Raw genomic sequence first — 17,834 nt, 5'->3', positions numbered from 1 at the left:
ATGTCAGATGCATTTACAGATGTAGCCAAGATGAAAAAAATCAAAGAAGAAATCAAGGCACATGAGGGACAAGTCGTTGAAATGACTTTGGAGAATGGCCGTAAGCGCCAAAAAAACAGACTAGGTAAGTTAATTGAGGTTTATCCATCTTTATTTATCGTTGAATTTGGGGATGTTGAGGGAGACAAACAAGCCAATGTCTACGTTGAATCCTTCACCTACTCAGATATCTTGACAGAAAAGAACTTGATTCGCTATCTAGACTAAGAATCCTAAAATGAAGTGAGCTTTACTCACTTTTTTCTTTTTCTCCCGAATAGTATAAACGAGGGGAACCTCGGAAATTTATATTATTAAGGAGAATGAATGACGTTTTTAAAATCAGGAGTTAAGAAGAGTAGATGTACTCAGTTGAGTGTAGGGCTGGCTACTTTGTTTGTTACAAGTACCTTTTTGTTTGGTGGGGAATCAGTTCAGGCCGACAGTGTAGCGCGTGGAGATGACTATCCGCTTCACTACAAAAATGGTAGTGTTGAAATCGATCAGTGGCGGATGTATTCTCGCCAGTGTACCTCTTTTGCGGCCTTTCGTTTGAGTAGTGTAAATGGCTTTGAGATTCCTCCTGCCTACGGAAATGCGAATGAATGGGGACATCGTGCAAGGCGAGAAGGCTACCGTGTGGATACTAAGCCAGAAGTTGGGGCTATTGCTTGGTCGACAGAAGGATATTATGGGCACGTGGCCTGGGTATCAAATGTATCAGGGGATACGATTGAAATCGAAGAGTATAACTATGGGGTTCGAGAAAAGTATAACCGTCGAAAAGTCAAGGCTAGTTCGATGACGGGTTTTATTCATTTCAAGGATTTATCCGCTAGCCATGGTGCGAGTGAGGGTGCTCGTAGCTCAGAGCTTCCGTCCAGTGGGACAATAGTGTTCACGGGGAAATTGCCAATTATGGACCAGCCAGCAAGCACAGGACAAGTTATTGACTACTATTATGCTGGTGAGAGTGTGAGTTATGATCAAGTTCTTGAAAAGGATGGTTATAAGTGGCTCGGTTATTTGTCTTATAGCGGTTCTAGAAGATATGTGCAGTATGCAGAGCTAAGCAATACAGAAAAAGGCTGGAAAAAAGAAGGAGGGAGTTGGAATTACCGTGAGAACGGGAAACTCGCAACTGGTTGGAAGAAAATAAATGGCAGTTGGTATCACTTTAAAGACAATGGAACCATGTCAACAGGTTGGGTGAAGGATGGTTTGCATTGGTACTATCTAAAGGCATCAGGGGAGATGCAGACAGGATGGCTAAAGGAAAATGGAACATGGTATTATTTGGAGAGTTCAGGGGCTATGAAGTCTAGCCAGTGGTTCCAAGTAGGAGGAAAGTATTACTACGTCAATGCTTCAGGGGCTTTAGCAGTGAATACCACTGTGGATGGCTATCGAGTGGATAGTAACGGAGCTAGAATCTAGAAAGAATATAAAAAAGAGGGCTTCACTACCATTTGCCTATTCTTTCCGATGGTATTTTTCCCTGCTTTCCTTTATAATGGGTGTATGGACAAGAAAAAATTATTATTAATTGATGGATCTTCAGTTGCTTTTCGAGCTTTTTTTGCGCTCTATCAGCAGTTGGATCGTTTTAAAAATGCTAATGGCCTTCATACCAATGCAATCTATGGCTTTCAACTCATGTTGAATCACGTCTTGGAGCGTGTTGAGCCCAGTCATGTTTTGGTAGCTTTTGATGCAGGTAAGACGACTTTCCGTACAGAGATGTATGCAGACTACAAGGGTGGTCGTGCTAAAACTCCAGATGAGTTTCGTGAGCAATTTCCCTTCATTCGTGAGTTGCTAGATCATCTTGGGATTCGCCACTATGAGTTGGCCCAGTATGAAGCAGATGATATCATCGGGACCCTAGGTCGCTTGGCTGAGAAGGATTCTTTTGAAGTGACTATTGTCAGCGGAGACAAGGACTTGATCCAGTTGACGGATGAGCATACGGTGGTCGAGATTTCCAAGAAAGGTGTGGCTGAGTTTGAGGCCTTTACGCCAGACTATCTCATGGAAAAGATGGGCCTCACACCAGCTCAGTTCATTGATCTTAAGGCTCTTATGGGGGATAAGTCTGATAATATCCCTGGTGTCACTAAGATCGGTGAAAAGACGGGTATCAAGCTCTTGCTAGAACACGGTTCGTTAGAGGGTATTTATGAAAATATCGATGGGATGAAGGCTTCTAAGATGAAGGAAAATCTCATCAATGACAAGGAACAAGCCTTCCTGTCTAAAACCTTGGCGACCATTGAGACTCAGGCACCGATTGAGATTGGCCTTGATGATTTGCTTTATAGTGGACCAGATGTGGAAAATCTCGGGAAATTCTACGATGAGATGGGCTTCAAACAGCTCAAGCAAGCTTTAAATGTGTCATCAACGGATGCGCCTGAAAGTTTGGATTTCACTATCGTTGACCAAGTCAGTCAAGACATGCTGAGCGCCAACTCTATCTTCCACTTTGAGCTTTTTGGTGAGAATTACCATACAGATGACTTGGTTGGTTTTGCCTGGTCCTGTGGGGATAAACTTTACGCTACAGACAAACTTGAGCTCTTGCAGGAGCCGATTCTCAAGAATTTTCTAGAAAAAACACCTCTGAAAGTGTATGACTTTAAGAAAGCGAAGGTTCTTTTAAATCGTTTGGGCTTGAATTTGCAGGCCCCTGCTTTTGACAGTCGTTTGGCCAAATACCTCCTCTCTACTGTCGAGAACAATGAAATTTCAACCATTGCGAATCTCTATGGCCAGACTTATTTGGCTGATGATGAGACCTTCTACGGTAAGGGGGTCAAGAAAGCTATCCCTGAGAGAGAGAAATTCTTGGAGCACTTGACTCGCAAGGTTGCTGTATTGGTTGAGACGGAGCCTGTTTTGCTTGAAAAACTCAGTGAACACGGGCAGTTAGATCTTCTCTATGACATGGAGCAACCTCTGGCTTTTGTCCTTGCCAAGATGGAAATTGCTGGAATCAAGGTTAAAAAAGAAACCCTACTTGAGATGCAAGCTGAAAATGAGATTGTCATTGAGCGACTCACCCAAGAGATTTATGAGCTGGCTGGTGAGGAATTTAATATCAACTCACCTAAACAGTTGGGCGTACTTCTCTTTGAAAAACTGGGACTTCCTCTAGAATACACCAAGAAAACCAAGACAGGTTACTCGACAGCAGTGGATGTGCTGGAGCGTCTGGCTCCTATTGCACCGATTGTCAAAAAAATTCTAGACTACCGTCAGATTGCTAAGATTCAATCGACTTACGTGGTTGGCTTGCAGGATTGGATTTTAGATGATGGCAAGATCCACACGCGCTATGTGCAAGATTTGACTCAGACTGGGCGTTTGTCTAGTGTAGATCCAAACTTGCAAAATATCCCTGTTCGCTTGGAACAAGGTCGCCTCATTCGTAAGGCTTTTGTGCCAGAGTGGGAGGATAGTGTCCTTCTTAGCTCCGACTATTCACAGATTGAGTTGCGCGTTTTGGCGCATATCTCTAAGGATGAGCACTTAATCAAGGCCTTCCAAGAGGGAGCAGATATCCATACTTCGACAGCTATGCGTGTCTTTGAAATTGAACGTCCTGAGGATGTGACGCCAAACGACCGTCGCAATGCCAAGGCTGTCAACTTTGGAGTGGTTTACGGGATTTCAGATTTTGGTTTGGCGAACAATCTTGGTATTAGTCGTAAGAAGGCCAAAGCCTACATTGATACCTACTTTGAGCGTTTTCCTGGGATTAAAAACTATATGGAAGAAGTGGTACGTGAAGCGCGTGACAAGGGATATGTAGAGACCCTCTTCAAGCGTCGTCGAGAGCTACCAGATATAAATTCGCGCAACTTTAACATTCGTGGTTTTGCAGAGCGAACTGCCATTAACTCCCCTATTCAGGGTTCGGCAGCAGATATTCTCAAAATTGCTATGATTCAGCTAGACAAAGCTCTGGTTGAGGGTGGTTATCAGACCAAGATGCTCTTGCAAGTGCATGATGAAATCGTCCTTGAGGTTCCGAAATCAGAACTAGCAGCTGTCAAAGTACTAGTGAAACAAACCATGGAAGAAGCCATCCAGCTTAGTGTCCCACTCATTGCTGATGAGAATGAAGGGGCAACCTGGTACGAGGCTAAATAAGAAAGCTATGATAGAGTTTGAAGCATTTGTCTTCAAACTCTTTTTCATAGTTTTCTGTAAGCAGTTTCCTTGACTTTTCCTTGCATTTGCGTTACTATATTCCATATAAGATATGGGAGTCTGTGTACAGTCTGAGAGGAAGTGTTAAACTTCGACCGCACCTGATCTGGGTAATGCCAGCGTAGGGAACGATACTTAGCCGAATTCTGCACCTTTTCCATATATGGCAAAGGTTTTTCTTTTTGTTCAAAAGGAAAGCCGAGAAGAGGAGGATTTTATGAAAGCAAGCATTGCCTTGCAAGTCTTGCCCCTATCACAGGGGATTGATCGAATTGCTATTATCGATCAAGTGATTGCTTATCTGCAAGCTCAGTCCGTGACTATGGTGGTGACACCCTTTGAAACGGTCTTGGAAGGGGAGTTGGATGAGCTCATGCGCATTCTCAAAGAAGCGCTTGAAGTGGCCGGGCAGGAGGCAGATAATGTCTTTGCCAATGTCAAAATAAATGTAGGAGAGATTTTAAGTATTGATGACAAACTTGAAAAGTATACTGAGACGACACATTAGTCTATTGGGTTTTCTAGGAGTCTTGTCAATCTGGCAGTTAGCGGGCATATTCAAACTTTTACCCAAGTTTATCCTGCCAACTCCTCTTGAGATTCTCCAGTCCTTTGTTCGTGACAGAGAATTTCTCTGGTACCATAGCTGGGCGACCTTGAGAGTGGCTTTACTAGGTCTAGTTCTAGGAGTCTTGATTGCCTGTCTTATGGCGGTGCTCATGGATAGTCTGACTTGGCTCAATGACTTGATTTATCCTATGATGGTGGTTGTTCAGACCATTCCGACCATTGCCATAGCGCCTATCTTGGTCTTGTGGCTAGGCTATGGGATTTTGCCCAAGATTGTCTTGATTATCCTGACGACAACCTTCCCTATCATCGTCAGTATTTTGGATGGATTTAGGCATTGTGATAAGGATATGCTAACCTTGTTTAGTCTGATGCGTGCAAATCCTTGGCAAATCCTGTGGCATTTTAAAATCCCTGTCAGTCTGCCTTACTTTTATGCAGGTCTGAGGGTCAGTGTCTCCTACGCCTTTATCACAACCGTGGTGTCTGAGTGGTTGGGAGGTTTTGAAGGTCTTGGTGTTTATATGATTCAGTCCAAGAAACTGTTTCAGTATGATACCATGTTTGCGATTATTATTCTGGTGTCGATTATCAGTCTTTTGGGTATGAAACTGGTCGATATCAGTGAAAAATATGTGATTAAATGGAAACGTACTTAAAATAGAGCGTTTTTGAAAAAGAAAAGAGGAAATGAAAATGAAGAAAACATGGAAAGTGTTTTTAACGCTTGTAACAGCTTTTGTAGCTGTCGTGCTGGTGGCCTGTGGCCAAGGAACTGCTTCTAAGGACAACAAAGAAGCAGAAGTTAAGAAGATTGACTTTATCCTAGACTGGACGCCAAATACCAACCACACAGGACTTTATGTGGCTAAGGAGAAAGGCTATTTCAAGGAAGCTGGAGTGGATGTTGACTTGAAATTGCCGCCTGAAGAAAGCTCATCTGACTTGGTAATCAATGGCAAGGCACCATTTGCTATCTATTTCCAAGACTACATGGCTAAGAAATTGGAAAAAGGGGCAGGTATCACTGCCGTAGCAGCGATCGTTGAGCACAATACATCTGGAATCATCTCTCGTAAATCTGATAATGTAACCAGTCCAAAAGACTTGGTTGGCAAGAAATACGGAACCTGGAATGACCCAACGGAGCTTGCTATGTTGAAAACCTTGGTAGAATCACAAGGCGGAGACTTTGAGAAGGTCGAAAAAGTACCAAACAACGACTCAAACTCGATTACACCGATTGCCAATGGCGTCTTTGACACCGCTTGGATTTACTACGGTTGGGATGGTATCCTTGCCAAATCGCAAGGCGTAGATGCTAACTTCATGTACTTGAAAGACTATGTCAAGGAGTTTGACTACTACTCACCCGTTATCATCGCAAACAATGACTATCTAAAAGACAACAAGGAAGAAGCTCGTAAAGTCATCCAAGCCATCAAAAAAGGCTACCAATATGCCATGGAGCATCCAGAAGAGGCTGCAGATATCCTCATCAAGAATGCACCTGAACTCAAGGAAAAACGTGACTTTGTCATCGAATCTCAAAAATACTTGTCAAAAGAATATGCAAGCGACAAGGAAAAATGGGGACAATTTGACGCTGAACGTTGGAATGCCTTCTACAAATGGGATAAAGAAAATGGTATCCTTAAAGAAGACTTGACAGACAAAGGTTTCACTAATGAATTTGTAAAATAATGACAGAAATTAGACTAGAACACGTCAGCTATGCCTATGGCGATGAAAAGATTTTAGAAGATATCAACCTGCAGGTGGCTTCGGGTGAAGTGGTTTCTATCCTAGGTCCAAGTGGTGTAGGAAAGACCACCCTCTTTAACCTAATCGCTGGAATTTTAGAAGTCCAGTCTGGGCGAATTGTCCTTGATGGCGAGGAAAATCCCAAGGGGCGCGTGAGTTATATGTTGCAAAAGGATCTCCTCTTGGAGCACAAGACGGTTCTTGGCAATATCATCCTGCCCCTCTTGATTCAAAAGGTGGATAAAGCAGAGGCTATTGCCCGAGCGGATGATATCCTTGCGACCTTCCAGTTGACTGCTGTACGGGACAAGTATCCTCACGAACTCAGCGGAGGGATGCGCCAGCGTGTAGCCTTGCTTCGGACCTACCTTTTCGGGCACAAGCTCTTTCTTCTAGACGAGGCCTTTAGTGCCTTGGATGAAATGACTAAGATGGAGCTCCATGCTTGGTATCTGGAGATTCACAAACAGTTGCAACTGACAACCTTGATCATCACACATAGTATTGAGGAAGCCCTCAATCTCAGTGACCGCATCTATATCCTAAAAAATCGGCCTGGACAGATCGTTTCTGAAGTCAAACTAGATTGGTCTGAAGATGAGGACAAGGAAGTTCAAAAGATTGCCTACAAACGTCAAATCTTGGCAGAATTAGGCTTAGATAAGTAGAAAAATAGGGAGTTGGTGAAGATTATCCTTTACCAGCGCTCTTTTTCTTTTAAAAATGAGAAAATTTCGGTATAATAGTCAAAGATAGTCAAGGTTCAAAGAAGGAGTTTGATTTACTATGAGATTTAAAAATACATCAGATCATATCGAAGCCTATATCAAGGCAATTTTAGACCAAGCTGGTATCGTGGAATTGCAGCGGAGCCAGTTGGCAGATACCTTTCAGGTTGTGCCAAGTCAGATCAACTATGTCATTAAGACACGTTTTACTGAAAGCAGAGGTTACTTAGTTGAGAGTAAGCGTGGTGGCGGAGGCTACATTCGCATCGGACGGATTGAGTTTTCCAATCATCATGAGATGCTCCGCGATTTGCTTTACTCGATTGGTGAGCGAGTTAGTCAGGAGATTTATGAGGATATTCTCCAGCTTTTGGTGGAGCAGGACTTGATGACCAAGCAGGAGATGACCTTACTGACTTCTGTAGCAACAGATCGTGTTCTAGGGGAGGAATCCTCAGTTGTCCGTGCCAATATGCTCCGACAGCTATTACAAGAGGTAGATAGAAAAGAGAAGTAAGATGAATTATTCAAAAGCGTTGAATGAATGTATCGAAAGTGCCTACATGGTTGCGGGCCATTTTGGAGCTCGATATCTAGAGTCTTGGCATTTGTTAATTGCCATGTCCAATCACAGTTACAGTGTGGCAGGTGCGACTCTAAATGATTATCCTTATGAAATGGACCGTTTAGAAGAGGTTGCGTTAGAACTGACTGAAACGGACTATAGCCAAGACGAAACCTTTACGGAATTGCCTTTTTCCCATCGTTTGGAGGTTCTCTTTGCAGAAGCAGAGTATGTGGCCTCAGTGGTCCATACTAAGGTGCTAGGGACAGAGCATGTCCTCTATGCGATTTTGCATGATGGCAATGCCTTGGCAACTCGTATCTTGGAGAGAGCAGGCTTTTCTTATGAAGACCAGAAAGATCAGGTCAGAATTGCTGCTCTTCGTCGCAATCTAGAAGAGCGTGCTGGATGGACAAGAGAAGACCTTAAGGCATTGCGTCAGCGCCACCGTACCGTGGCAGATAAGCAAAATTCCATGGCCAATATGATGGGCATGCCTCAGAATCCAAGTGGCGGTCTAGAGGACTACACGCATGACCTGACAGAGCAAGCGCGCTCTGGCAAGTTAGAGCCAGTTATCGGTCGTGACAAGGAAATCTCACGTATGATTCAGATTTTGAGTCGGAAGACCAAGAACAATCCTGTCTTGGTTGGAGATGCTGGTGTCGGGAAAACAGCTCTGGCTCTTGGACTTGCCCAGCGTATTGCTAGTGGGGATGTACCTGCGGAAATGGGCAAGATGCGCGTTTTGGAGCTTGATTTGATGAATGTTGTTGCGGGAACACGTTTCCGTGGAGATTTTGAAGAACGCATGAACAACATTATCAAGGATATCGAGGAAGATGGTAAGGTAATCCTCTTTATCGATGAACTCCACACCATCATGGGTTCTGGAAGTGGTATTGACTCTACTCTGGATGCGGCCAATATCTTGAAGCCAGCCTTGGCTCGTGGAACTTTGAGAACGGTTGGTGCAACCACTCAGGAAGAATACCAAAAACACATCGAAAAAGACGCAGCTCTTTCTCGTCGTTTTGCCAAAGTGACCATTGAAGAGCCAAGTTTAGCTGACAGCATGACCATTTTGCAAGGTTTGAAGGCTACCTATGAGAAACACCACCGTGTGCAAATCACAGATGAAGCTGTCGAAACAGCTGTTAAGATGGCGCATCGTTACTTGACTAGTCGTCACTTGCCAGACTCTGCTATCGATCTATTGGATGAGGCGGCAGCAACAGTGCAAAACAAATCCAAGCATGTGAGAATGGACGAATCGGACTTGAGTCCAGCTGACAAGGCCTTGATGGATGGCAAGTGGAAACAAGCAGGCCAGCTAATCGCAAAAGAACAAGAATTGCCTGTCTATAAAGACTTGGTGACAGAATCCGATATTTTGACCACCTTGAGTCGCTTGTCAGGTATCCCAGTCCAAAAGCTGACGCAAACAGATGCTAAGAAGTACCTGAACTTGGAAGCAGAACTGCATAAACGCGTCATCGGACAAGATCAAGCTGTTTCAAGTATTAGCCGTGCCATTCGCCGTAATCAGTCAGGTATTCGTAGTCACAAGCGTCCGATTGGTTCCTTTATGTTCCTAGGGCCGACAGGAGTCGGTAAGACCGAATTGGCCAAGGCTCTGGCAGAAGTCCTCTTTGATGACGAATCAGCCCTTATTCGCTTTGATATGAGTGAGTATATGGAGAAATTTGCGGCTAGCCGTCTCAATGGAGCTCCTCCGGGTTATGTGGGCTACGAAGAAGGTGGGGAGTTGACTGAGAAGGTTCGCAACAAACCATACTCCGTTCTTCTATTTGACGAGGTAGAAAAGGCCCACCCAGATATCTTTAATGTTCTCTTGCAGGTTCTGGACGACGGCGTCTTGACAGATAGCAAGGGGCGCAAGGTTGATTTTTCAAATACCATTATCATCATGACGTCAAACCTTGGTGCGACGGCTCTTCGTGATGACAAGACGGTCGGCTTTGGGGCCAAGGACATTCGTTTTGACCAGGAAAATATGGAAAAACGAATCTTTGAAGAGTTGAAAAAAGCTTATCGACCAGAGTTTATCAACCGTATTGATGAAAAGTTGGTCTTCCATAGCTTAGATAGCGAACACATGCAGGAAATTGTCAAGATTATGGTGAAACCATTGATTGCTAGCCTCGCTGAGAAGGGCATCGACTTGAAACTGCAAGCTTCAGCGTTGAAGTTACTAGCAAGTCAAGGATATGATCCAGAAATGGGAGCTCGCCCACTTCGCAGAACCCTGCAAACAGAAGTGGAAGACAAGCTAGCAGAACTCCTTCTCAAGGGAGAACTAGTAGCAGGCAAGACCCTCAAGATAGGTGTTAAAGCTGGTCAATTAAAATTTGATATTGCTTAAAAATGGAGAGTCAGGAGCAATCCTGATTCTTTTTTTTGCTACTTTTTTATAAAAAATGATAAAAAACTATTGACAAAACAAAAATATAGTATATAATAAAAACATAGAAAATAAAAATATCAAAAATTATAAAAAGGTAAAACGTTTATGAAAAAGAAAACAGCAGTGGTATTTGGGACCTTTGCCCCTCTCCATCAAGGGCATATCGATCTGATTCAGCGAGCGAAGCGTCAGTGTGACCAGGTCTGGGTAGTCGTTTCAGGCTACGAGGGAGACCGAGGGGAGCAGGTAGGTTTAAGTCTTCAAAAACGATTTCGCTATATCCGAGAGGCTTTTTGTGATGACGAATTGACCTCTGTCTGCAAGCTGGATGAGACCAACCTTCCCCGTTACCCTATGGGCTGGCAGGAGTGGTTGGACCAGATGTTAGCAGAGATTTCCTATGATGAAAACCAGCAAGAACTGACTTTTTTTGTAGGAGAAGCAGACTACCAGCAAGAGCTAGCTAAACGTGGATTTGGCACCGTCTTGAAAGAAAGAAAGTTTGGTATCTCAGCGACTATGATTCGAGAAAATCCAAGCAAATATTGGAAATACATCGCTCAACCCTTCCGTCGTCAGTTTACCAAGAAAGTGTTGATTATGGGAAGTGCTAGCAATGGGAAGACCACTCTGGCCAAGGATTTGGCAAGGTATTACGATGCACCCGTTAGTCTGGAATACGCGCGTGAGTACCAGATCAAAAACAATGTCCGCGACGATGAATTGACTCCAAAGGATTACTACTATCTCCTGTTGGGACAGTATGACCAGACCTCCAAGTTAATCGATAGCAATGCCAATCGAGGTCTAGTGATAGCCGATACCAATTCATTGGTAACCAAGGGTTACTATGACTATTACATGGAGACTGAGGACCAAGGGGACTTATCAGGAGAAACCTTTGACAATCTCTTTGTTTCAATCTTGGCCAAGGAAAAATGGGACTTGATTCTCTTCGTGCAACCTGTCGGTTCCTATGTCAATGACGGATTTAGAGATATGACCATGGCAGAAGACCATATTCGCTACAGTTTTTCCCAGCATTTGGATCAGATGAGGGAGCGATACTTAACCAACATTCCACTAGTTTATCTAGCAGAGGATTATCTAGGCAATTATGAAGCAGCCAAAGTGGCTATTGATGCCATTTACCAAGCAGATTAGGAGAAAAATATGAAAAAACTAACTGAAAAAATCACACAATTTATCGAAAACTTTAAAAATGTCCATGCTGAAGCTCGCAAGATCGGTTTTGCAGGAATCATGCGCCTGCTATGGAAAGATCTCTTTGTCGGCCGTAGCCTTTTCCAGTGGTTGTATCTCATCGCCCTGTCAAGTGTTCCCTTGATTTTAGAGTTCACACAAAATACGGAAAGTCATGACTGGTTGAGCTTGTTTGCATCTTGGACTGGGATTGTCTGTGTTATCTTGGTAGCAGAAGGGCGTGCAAGCAATTATCTCTTTGGGGCTATTAACTCGGCTATCTATTTGATTTTGGCCATGAATGCGACTTTTTATGGCGAAGTCTTGACGACCGTTTACTTCTTTGTCATGCAGCCGATTGGTCTCTATGCTTGGTTGTCCAATCGTATCAATGAACAGGAAAAACCAGAAGAATCCCACTTTGAAGCTAAGAAATTATCTGTTCTTGACTGGCTCAAGTACTTGGCCTTGACTGCCATTATCTGGATTGGTATGGGCTTGGCTTACCAAAGTATCAATAGCGCTCGTCCTTTCCGTGATAGTGTAACCGATGCGACCAATGGTGTTGGTCAGCTCTTGATGACACGTCTTTACCGCGAGCAATGGATTTTCTGGATTGCAACCAATCTCTTTAGTATTTATCTCTGGTGGGGTGAAAATATCCACATCCAAGGGATGTACTGGGTTTACACACTCAACAGTCTAGTGGGTTGGTACCAATGGACCAAGGCAGTTCGAAAGGAGGCATAAGATGGCAGACATAAAGATTCCAGAAGGGATGACGGAAAAAGAATATTATGAAATCCATGCCAGTCAGGAGGAGTTTTTAGACTGGTACTACAAGCAGGAACTCCCTCAATATGAAAAACCAAGTGTGACAGTGGATATGGTAGCCTACTGCTTTGTCGAAGGAAAGATCAAGCTCTTACTAATCCGTCGCAAGGCCCACCCTTATCAAAACTGTTTGGCTCTGGTTGGAGGCTTTATGGACAAGGGAGAAGATGCTGCACATGCCTGTCAGCGCGAGGTGAGAGAAGAAGTCAATCTCGATCTACCTTTGGAGAAAATCGAGCAATTAATGACAGTATCGACTCCCGAGCGTGATCCACGGGGGTGGACAGTGACCATTGCCCACTTAGTGTACCTACCTAGTCGTGCATTAGACCTCGTTCAGGCTGGAGACGATGCTAAGGATGTCGTTTTCGTAGATGTCGACTTTCAGACGGGCAAATGCTACCTAGATGGAGTCGAGCTGGAGGAGCAAGTCTTCGCCTTTGACCATTATGCCATTATCCAAGAATCCATCAAACGAATTCAAGGCCGTCTTGACTGGAATCCGACCTTCCTCTATCTGCTGGAGGAGGAGTTCACCGTTTACGAAGGAACTGAACTAGTCAATCTCATCAATCCCGGTCACCCAATCGTCAGCAATAACTTTCTCGTAAAATACGGCGAATATGTAGAAGAAGTCGGACTCAAACGAGTACCCAAAAAGAAACCAAGAAAAACCTATCGATTGAAATAAAAAGTGAGGTCGGGAACTTTTCCCGACCTCTTTATCTACCATCATGAGATGGCTTTCTGTTGCGACTGTATTAGTGGTGGCTGTCTTTCTTAGGATTACTCAATATGTGAGTAAAGAAGTCTTTGTATCGATACTTGAGATAGTTCTCATGTAAAAATAACAAGGCGATATAGACAATCATAAAGATTGCAGTCAGATAGAAGACATCAAATGCAGTTCGCGCATAGTAAGTGGCTGATTGATAAGAGCCAATAGCTCCCAAAATCAACCAAGGAAGATACTTGTAATACTTATTTAGCATAAGAGCATACCTCCTATATTCTATTTCAATGTTATTATATTCCTTTATCTAATGCAATGCAAGCGATTACACAAAGGTGATGTAAAAAATAGGACTCTAATTTTAAAAATTTTCTATTTTTTCGTTTCAATTACGAATAGAAATAGTAGAGAGAAATTTTTTAAAATAGTTTCTCTAAATAGTTGACAGATTCAAAGCCTAATGTTACAATTATATTACAAAAAGATTTCTTAACATTTCAAAAATGTTACAAAGGAGTAGAAAAATGAAAAAGAAAACCTATATCAAATTGATGGCAGCGACTGTATTGGCTTCTACCTTGCTACTGGGAGCTTGTGGAAATAAAAACGAAACCACTCAAACTAGTAGCTCTGCAAAAACAAGTCAATCATCAAGTTCTAAAGCAGCTTCTTCTAGCAAAGAAAGCAAGACCCAAAAATCTTCAAGCTCAGCTTCATCTGAAAAGGCTCAGGCATCTTCTGGTCAGTCTTCTACAACAGCAGATCAGTCACAAGCGAAACCAGCCCCTGAATCAAGACAAGAACAAGCAGCTCCTAGTCAACAAGCCCCTTCTCAGGCACCTTCAACTCAGCAAGGCTCTCAAGACCAGTCTAACCAGTCAAGCTATGATCCAACAACTGACCGCAAACTTCAAGACAAGCAAGCAGAACACAACAAATGCTACAAGGGTGTTTTAACCATGGTTGATGGTGATTTCTCAGCAGCTGCAGGCAACTGGAAGGGAGCAAATGGCGAAACTATTACGGTTTCATCAGGGGGGCAATTTACAGTAGAAACTGCAGATGGAAAGAAAGAAAACTATTCTATCAGAGGCTACTCTTACACTCTTGATGATGGTAAGTATAATGCCAAAATCGGTGGAGGAAAAATCATCCAAATTACAACAGGTGCGGATGGTAAAGTTTTAAGCGTTGCCTTGATTCAATAATAGTATCTAGGATTTCCTAGGATAAAAAAACCGTAAACTCAAGCGAGTTACGGTTTTTTGTGTATTATGCTTTGTCTAATTGCAAGAGGGCTTCAATCTCTGCTAGGGTGTTAGCTTGTGAAATGGCTCCACGAAGTTTGGCAGCGCCTGATGTTCCTCGGAGATAGTGCGGAGCGAGGCCGCGGAATTCACGAACAGCTACGTTTTCTCCTTTGAGGTTAATCAAGCGTTTCAAGTGCTCGTAGGCGATTTTCATCTTGTCTTCAAATGTCAAGTCAGGGAGAATTTCTCCTGTTTCAAAGTAGTGGTTGATCTGGTTGAAGAGATAGGGGTTCCCCATGGCTGCGCGACCAATCATGACAGCGTCAGCCCCGACTTCTTCGATACGCTGTTTAGCTTCTTGTACCGTACGGATATCACCATTTGCGATAAATGGAATCTTGGTCAGAGCTTGAGCAACCTTGTGAAGAGTCTCAAGGTCTGCGTGACCTGTGTACATCTGTTCGCGGGTACGGCCATGCATGGCAAGGGCAGACACACCTGCAGCCTCAGCTGCGAGGGCATTCTCCACGGCTAGGGATGGATCAGACCAGCCGGTGCGCATTTTGACAGTGAGGGGGATATCAAGGACAGATTGGACCTTGTTGATAATAGAGTAGATCTTGTCTGGATCCTTGAGCCACATAGCGCCAGCTTCGTTCTTCACGATTTTGTTAACTGGGCAGCCCATGTTGATATCAACGATATCAGTCTTGGTATTTTCCTGGATGAATTCTGCTGCGCGTGCTAGGCTATCTTCATCGCTACCAAAAAGTTGGATAGAAACAGGGTTCTCTCCTTCATCGATATGAAGCATATGCAGGGTTTTTTCATTGTTGTATTGGATTCCCTTGTCAGAGACCATTTCCATCACAACGAGCCCCGCTCCGAGCTCTTTTGCGATGGTACGAAAGGCTGAGTTTGTCACGCCAGCCATGGGTGCTAAAACAGTACGATTGGGAATCTCAACATTGCCAATCATAAAAGGTGTATTAAGATTTGTCACGAATGAGTTCCTCCAGGTCGTTTTCATCAAAGTTATAAGTTGTTTGGCAGAATTGACAAGTAATTTCTGCCCCGTGGTCTTCCTCTTTCATTTCCTCTAGGTCTGAAGTTGGAAGGCTGGCAAGAGCGTCCAAAAAGCGATCTTTGCTGCAGTCACATTGGAAACGGATTTCTTCTTCAGATAGGCGTTTGTAGGATTCGTCACCGTAGATAGCTTTGAGGAGTGATTCGATATGGTCGTCGCTTTCCAGAAGTGTTGAGATGGCTGGCATTTCTTGGATGCGTTTCTCAAAGCGAGCAATTTCCTCTTCCTTGGCTCCTGGCAAAACTTGGAGAAGAAAACCACCTGCAACTTCGACCTTGTCGTCTTTGTCTAAAAGAACATTGAGGCCAACTGCTGAAGGCGTTTGTTGACTTTCTGTAAGATAGAAAGCTAGATCTTCACCGATTTCTCCAGAGATAAGAGGCGTCATGGAATTATAGGGATTTCCAGTGCCATAGTCTGTAATCACTAGAAATTGACCGTTTCCGACAAAAGGTCCAACGAGGACTTCTCCAGTTGCAGTCTTTTTGATGTCAACACCTGGATTTTGAACGTAGCCTTTGACGTTTCCCTTGGTATCTGCGACCGTGATGATGGCACCGAGAGAGCTTGTTCCAAGAACTTTAACTGTTAGTTTGGTATTTCCTTTTTCATTGGCTGCGAGAATTTGGCTAGCGATAAGGGTGCGACCAAGTGCGACAGTTGAACTGGCTTGAGTTTGATGTTTTTCTTGAGCAGTGCGGACGGTTTCAGTGCTATCAAGGACAAAAGCACGAAAGGCTCCGCTTTCTGATATTGTTTTAATAATTTTATCCATAGCTACTATTTTAGCATAAAAATGCCCAAAGGGGGAGTCGTGTGTTTGCTGTTTCTGTGGAATAATGACGAGAAAATCAGCCTTAAAATAAAATGCGAAACAGATTATTTCAGCATTTGAAAGATTTATGCTATGCTTGTAGGAGAAAATGAGAGGGGTAACAAATGTATTTAGGTGATTTGATGGAAAAAGCAGAATCTGGTCAATTTTTAGTCCTTTCCTTTCTATTACAAGATTCGCAGACAACAGTCAAGAAAGCCATGGAAGAAACAGGTTTTTCAAAAGCAACCTTAACCAAGTACATTTCTCTGATTAACGAAAATGCCTGGGAAAGAGGACTAGAGCTGACCATCCACTTGGAAGATGAAAATCTGCGTTTGTCGATTGGTGCAGCCACAAAGGGGAGAGAGATTCGGAGCTTGTTTCTAGACAATGCCATTAAGTACCAAATTTTGGTTTACCTTCTCTATCACCAACAGTTTCTAGCTCATCAGTTGGCTCAAGAATTGATGATTAGCGAGGCCACGCTTGGTCGCCACTTAGCTAGTCTAAATCAGATTTTGTCAGAGTTTGACTTATCCATCCAAAATGGCCGTTGGCGAGGTCCGGAGCATCAGATTCGCTATTTTTATTTCTGCCTTTTTCGCAAGATTTGGTCCAGTCAGGAGTGGGAAGGTCACATGCAGAAAGCTGAGAGAAAACAAGAGATTGCCAGCTTAGAAGAAATCTGCGGTGCTAGCTTGTCTTCAGGTCAGAAATTGGACTTGGTTCTCTGGACTCACATCAGTCAACAGCGCCTTCGGGTCAATGCCTGTCAGTTTCAAGTCATAGAAGAAAAAATGCGGGGATATTTTGACAATATTTTCTACCTTCGTTTACTGAGAAAGGCTCCGTCCTTTTTTGCTGGGCAACACATCCCTCTAGGAACTGAGGATGGTGAGATGATGATATTCTTTTCATTTCTCCTTTCCCATCGTATCTTGCCCCTTCATACTATGGAGTATATCCTTGGTTTTGGAGGGCAGTTAGCCGATTTGCTGACGCAATTGATTCAAGAGATGAAGAAGGAGGAGCTGCTGGGGGACTACACAGAGGACCATGTCACCTATGAACTCAGCCAGCTCTGTGGTCAAGTTTATCTCTACAAGGGCTATATTTTACAAGATCAGTACAGATACCAGACAGAGAATCGCCATCCCTATTTGCTGATGGAACATGATTTTAGAGGAACTGCAGAGAGAATTTTTCATATTTTGCCTACCTTTCAACAGGGGACGGATTTGGATAAGAAAATTCTCTGGGAATGGCTCCAGTTGATAGAGTATATGGCAGAAAATGGTGGCCAACATATGAGGATTGGTTTAGATTTGACATCTGGTTTCCTTGTCTTTTCTAGGATGGCTGCCCTTTTGAAACGGTATTTGGAATACAATCGTTTCATTACTATTGAAGCCTATGACCCCAGTCGACATTATGATTTGTTAATTACCAACAACCCGATTCATAAGAAAGAACAGACTCCGGTTTATTATTTAAAAAATGACTTGGATATGGAGGATTTGGCGAAGATTCGTCAGATGCTCTTTGCTTAAAAGGCCTGAATTTTCAGGTCTTTTTTGTGAAATTCGCACAATCTCCTCACA

17 protein-coding genes and 1 riboswitch are annotated in these 17,834 nt (G+C 43.4%); of the genes, 14 read left to right on the top strand and 3 right to left on the bottom strand.

The window, feature by feature from the left end; genetic code table 11:
* From HMPREF2655_RS01080 to HMPREF2655_RS01025, 12 genes are all read left to right on the top strand, one after another.
* The gene (locus HMPREF2655_RS01080; protein WP_001278165.1) at positions 1–267 is read left to right on the top strand and encodes a Veg family protein; all 267 of its coding nucleotides are present in this window, start codon (positions 1–3) and stop codon (positions 265–267) included.
* Positions 268–366: 99 nt separating this feature from the next.
* Positions 367–1,476, top strand: coding sequence for a CHAP domain-containing protein (locus tag HMPREF2655_RS01075; RefSeq protein ID WP_070837205.1), 1,110 nt, complete (start codon positions 367–369; stop codon positions 1,474–1,476).
* An 84-nt stretch (positions 1,477–1,560) separates the two neighbouring features.
* Positions 1,561–4,194, top strand: a complete 2,634-nt coding sequence (polA, locus tag HMPREF2655_RS01070) for a DNA polymerase I (protein WP_049501318.1) — start codon at positions 1,561–1,563, stop codon at positions 4,192–4,194.
* Positions 4,195–4,296: 102 nt separating this feature from the next.
* Positions 4,297–4,399, top strand: a riboswitch (TPP riboswitch).
* Positions 4,400–4,471: 72 nt separating this feature from the next.
* Positions 4,472–4,762, top strand: a complete 291-nt coding sequence (locus HMPREF2655_RS01065; RefSeq protein ID WP_002880743.1) for a thiamine-binding protein — start codon at positions 4,472–4,474, stop codon at positions 4,760–4,762.
* On the top strand, positions 4,725–5,483 hold the full coding sequence (locus tag HMPREF2655_RS01060; protein WP_162279548.1) for an ABC transporter permease: 759 nt from the start codon (positions 4,725–4,727) through the stop codon (positions 5,481–5,483). The genes HMPREF2655_RS01065 and HMPREF2655_RS01060 overlap by 38 nt, the downstream gene beginning before the upstream one ends.
* Before the next feature lie 37 nt (positions 5,484–5,520).
* On the top strand, positions 5,521–6,528 hold the full coding sequence (locus tag HMPREF2655_RS01055; RefSeq protein WP_000754533.1) for an ABC transporter substrate-binding protein: 1,008 nt from the start codon (positions 5,521–5,523) through the stop codon (positions 6,526–6,528).
* The gene (locus HMPREF2655_RS01050) at positions 6,528–7,256 is read left to right on the top strand and encodes an ABC transporter ATP-binding protein (RefSeq protein WP_000136199.1); all 729 of its coding nucleotides are present in this window, start codon (positions 6,528–6,530) and stop codon (positions 7,254–7,256) included. Before HMPREF2655_RS01055 ends, HMPREF2655_RS01050 begins: the two co-directional genes overlap by 1 nt.
* Positions 7,257–7,374: 118 nt before the next feature.
* Positions 7,375–7,833, top strand: coding sequence for a CtsR family transcriptional regulator (locus HMPREF2655_RS01045; protein WP_001211252.1), 459 nt, complete (start codon positions 7,375–7,377; stop codon positions 7,831–7,833).
* Position 7,834: 1 nt separating this feature from the next.
* A complete protein-coding gene (locus HMPREF2655_RS01040) occupies positions 7,835–10,267 on the top strand; it encodes an ATP-dependent Clp protease ATP-binding subunit (RefSeq protein ID WP_001109664.1) in 2,433 nt (810 codons plus the stop codon).
* 147 nt (positions 10,268–10,414) lie between these two features.
* On the top strand, positions 10,415–11,473 hold the full coding sequence (locus tag HMPREF2655_RS01035; RefSeq protein WP_000730564.1) for an AAA family ATPase: 1,059 nt from the start codon (positions 10,415–10,417) through the stop codon (positions 11,471–11,473).
* A gap of 9 nt (positions 11,474–11,482) precedes the next feature.
* Positions 11,483–12,262: a nicotinamide riboside transporter PnuC gene (pnuC, locus tag HMPREF2655_RS01030; RefSeq protein WP_061453906.1), complete on the top strand. Its 780-nt coding sequence runs from the start codon at positions 11,483–11,485 to the stop codon at positions 12,260–12,262.
* A 1-nt stretch (position 12,263) separates the two neighbouring features.
* Positions 12,264–13,037 (top strand): NUDIX domain-containing protein, encoded by a 774-nt coding sequence (locus HMPREF2655_RS01025; protein ID WP_070837203.1) that lies wholly within the window; start codon positions 12,264–12,266, stop codon positions 13,035–13,037.
* Positions 13,038–13,107: 70 nt separating this feature from the next.
* On the opposite strand, the gene HMPREF2655_RS01020 is transcribed toward HMPREF2655_RS01025, so the two are convergent.
* Positions 13,108–13,338 (bottom strand): hypothetical protein, encoded by a 231-nt coding sequence (locus HMPREF2655_RS01020; protein WP_070837201.1) that lies wholly within the window; start codon positions 13,336–13,338, stop codon positions 13,108–13,110.
* 265 nt (positions 13,339–13,603) lie between these two features.
* Between HMPREF2655_RS01020 and HMPREF2655_RS01015 the strand changes: the two genes are divergently transcribed.
* Positions 13,604–14,287, top strand: a complete 684-nt coding sequence (locus tag HMPREF2655_RS01015; RefSeq protein ID WP_070837199.1) for a hypothetical protein — start codon at positions 13,604–13,606, stop codon at positions 14,285–14,287.
* A gap of 64 nt (positions 14,288–14,351) precedes the next feature.
* Here the strand turns inward: HMPREF2655_RS01015 and dusB are convergent, their stop codons facing one another.
* The gene (dusB, locus tag HMPREF2655_RS01010) at positions 14,352–15,332 is read right to left on the bottom strand and encodes a tRNA dihydrouridine synthase DusB (RefSeq protein WP_000183316.1); all 981 of its coding nucleotides are present in this window, start codon (positions 15,330–15,332) and stop codon (positions 14,352–14,354) included.
* Positions 15,319–16,191 carry an Hsp33 family molecular chaperone HslO gene (gene hslO / locus HMPREF2655_RS01005; RefSeq protein ID WP_070656838.1) on the bottom strand — a complete coding sequence of 291 codons (873 nt, stop codon included), beginning with the start codon at positions 16,189–16,191 and terminating at the stop codon, positions 15,319–15,321. The genes dusB and hslO overlap by 14 nt, the downstream gene beginning before the upstream one ends.
* A gap of 164 nt (positions 16,192–16,355) precedes the next feature.
* Here hslO and HMPREF2655_RS01000 point away from each other — a divergent pair, with 164 nt between their 5' ends.
* A complete protein-coding gene (locus HMPREF2655_RS01000; RefSeq protein ID WP_070837197.1) occupies positions 16,356–17,783 on the top strand; it encodes an AcpB/EbpR/MafR family transcriptional regulator in 1,428 nt (475 codons plus the stop codon).
* Positions 17,784–17,834: the final 51 nt, after the last annotated feature.

The sequence above is a fragment of the Streptococcus sp. HMSC066F01 genome (assembly GCF_001837335.1).
GTDB lineage: Bacteria > Bacillota > Bacilli > Lactobacillales > Streptococcaceae > Streptococcus > Streptococcus oralis_S.
The sequence above is the reverse complement of the archived record's forward strand: the minus strand, read 5'-3'. Positions and strand labels throughout refer to the sequence as shown.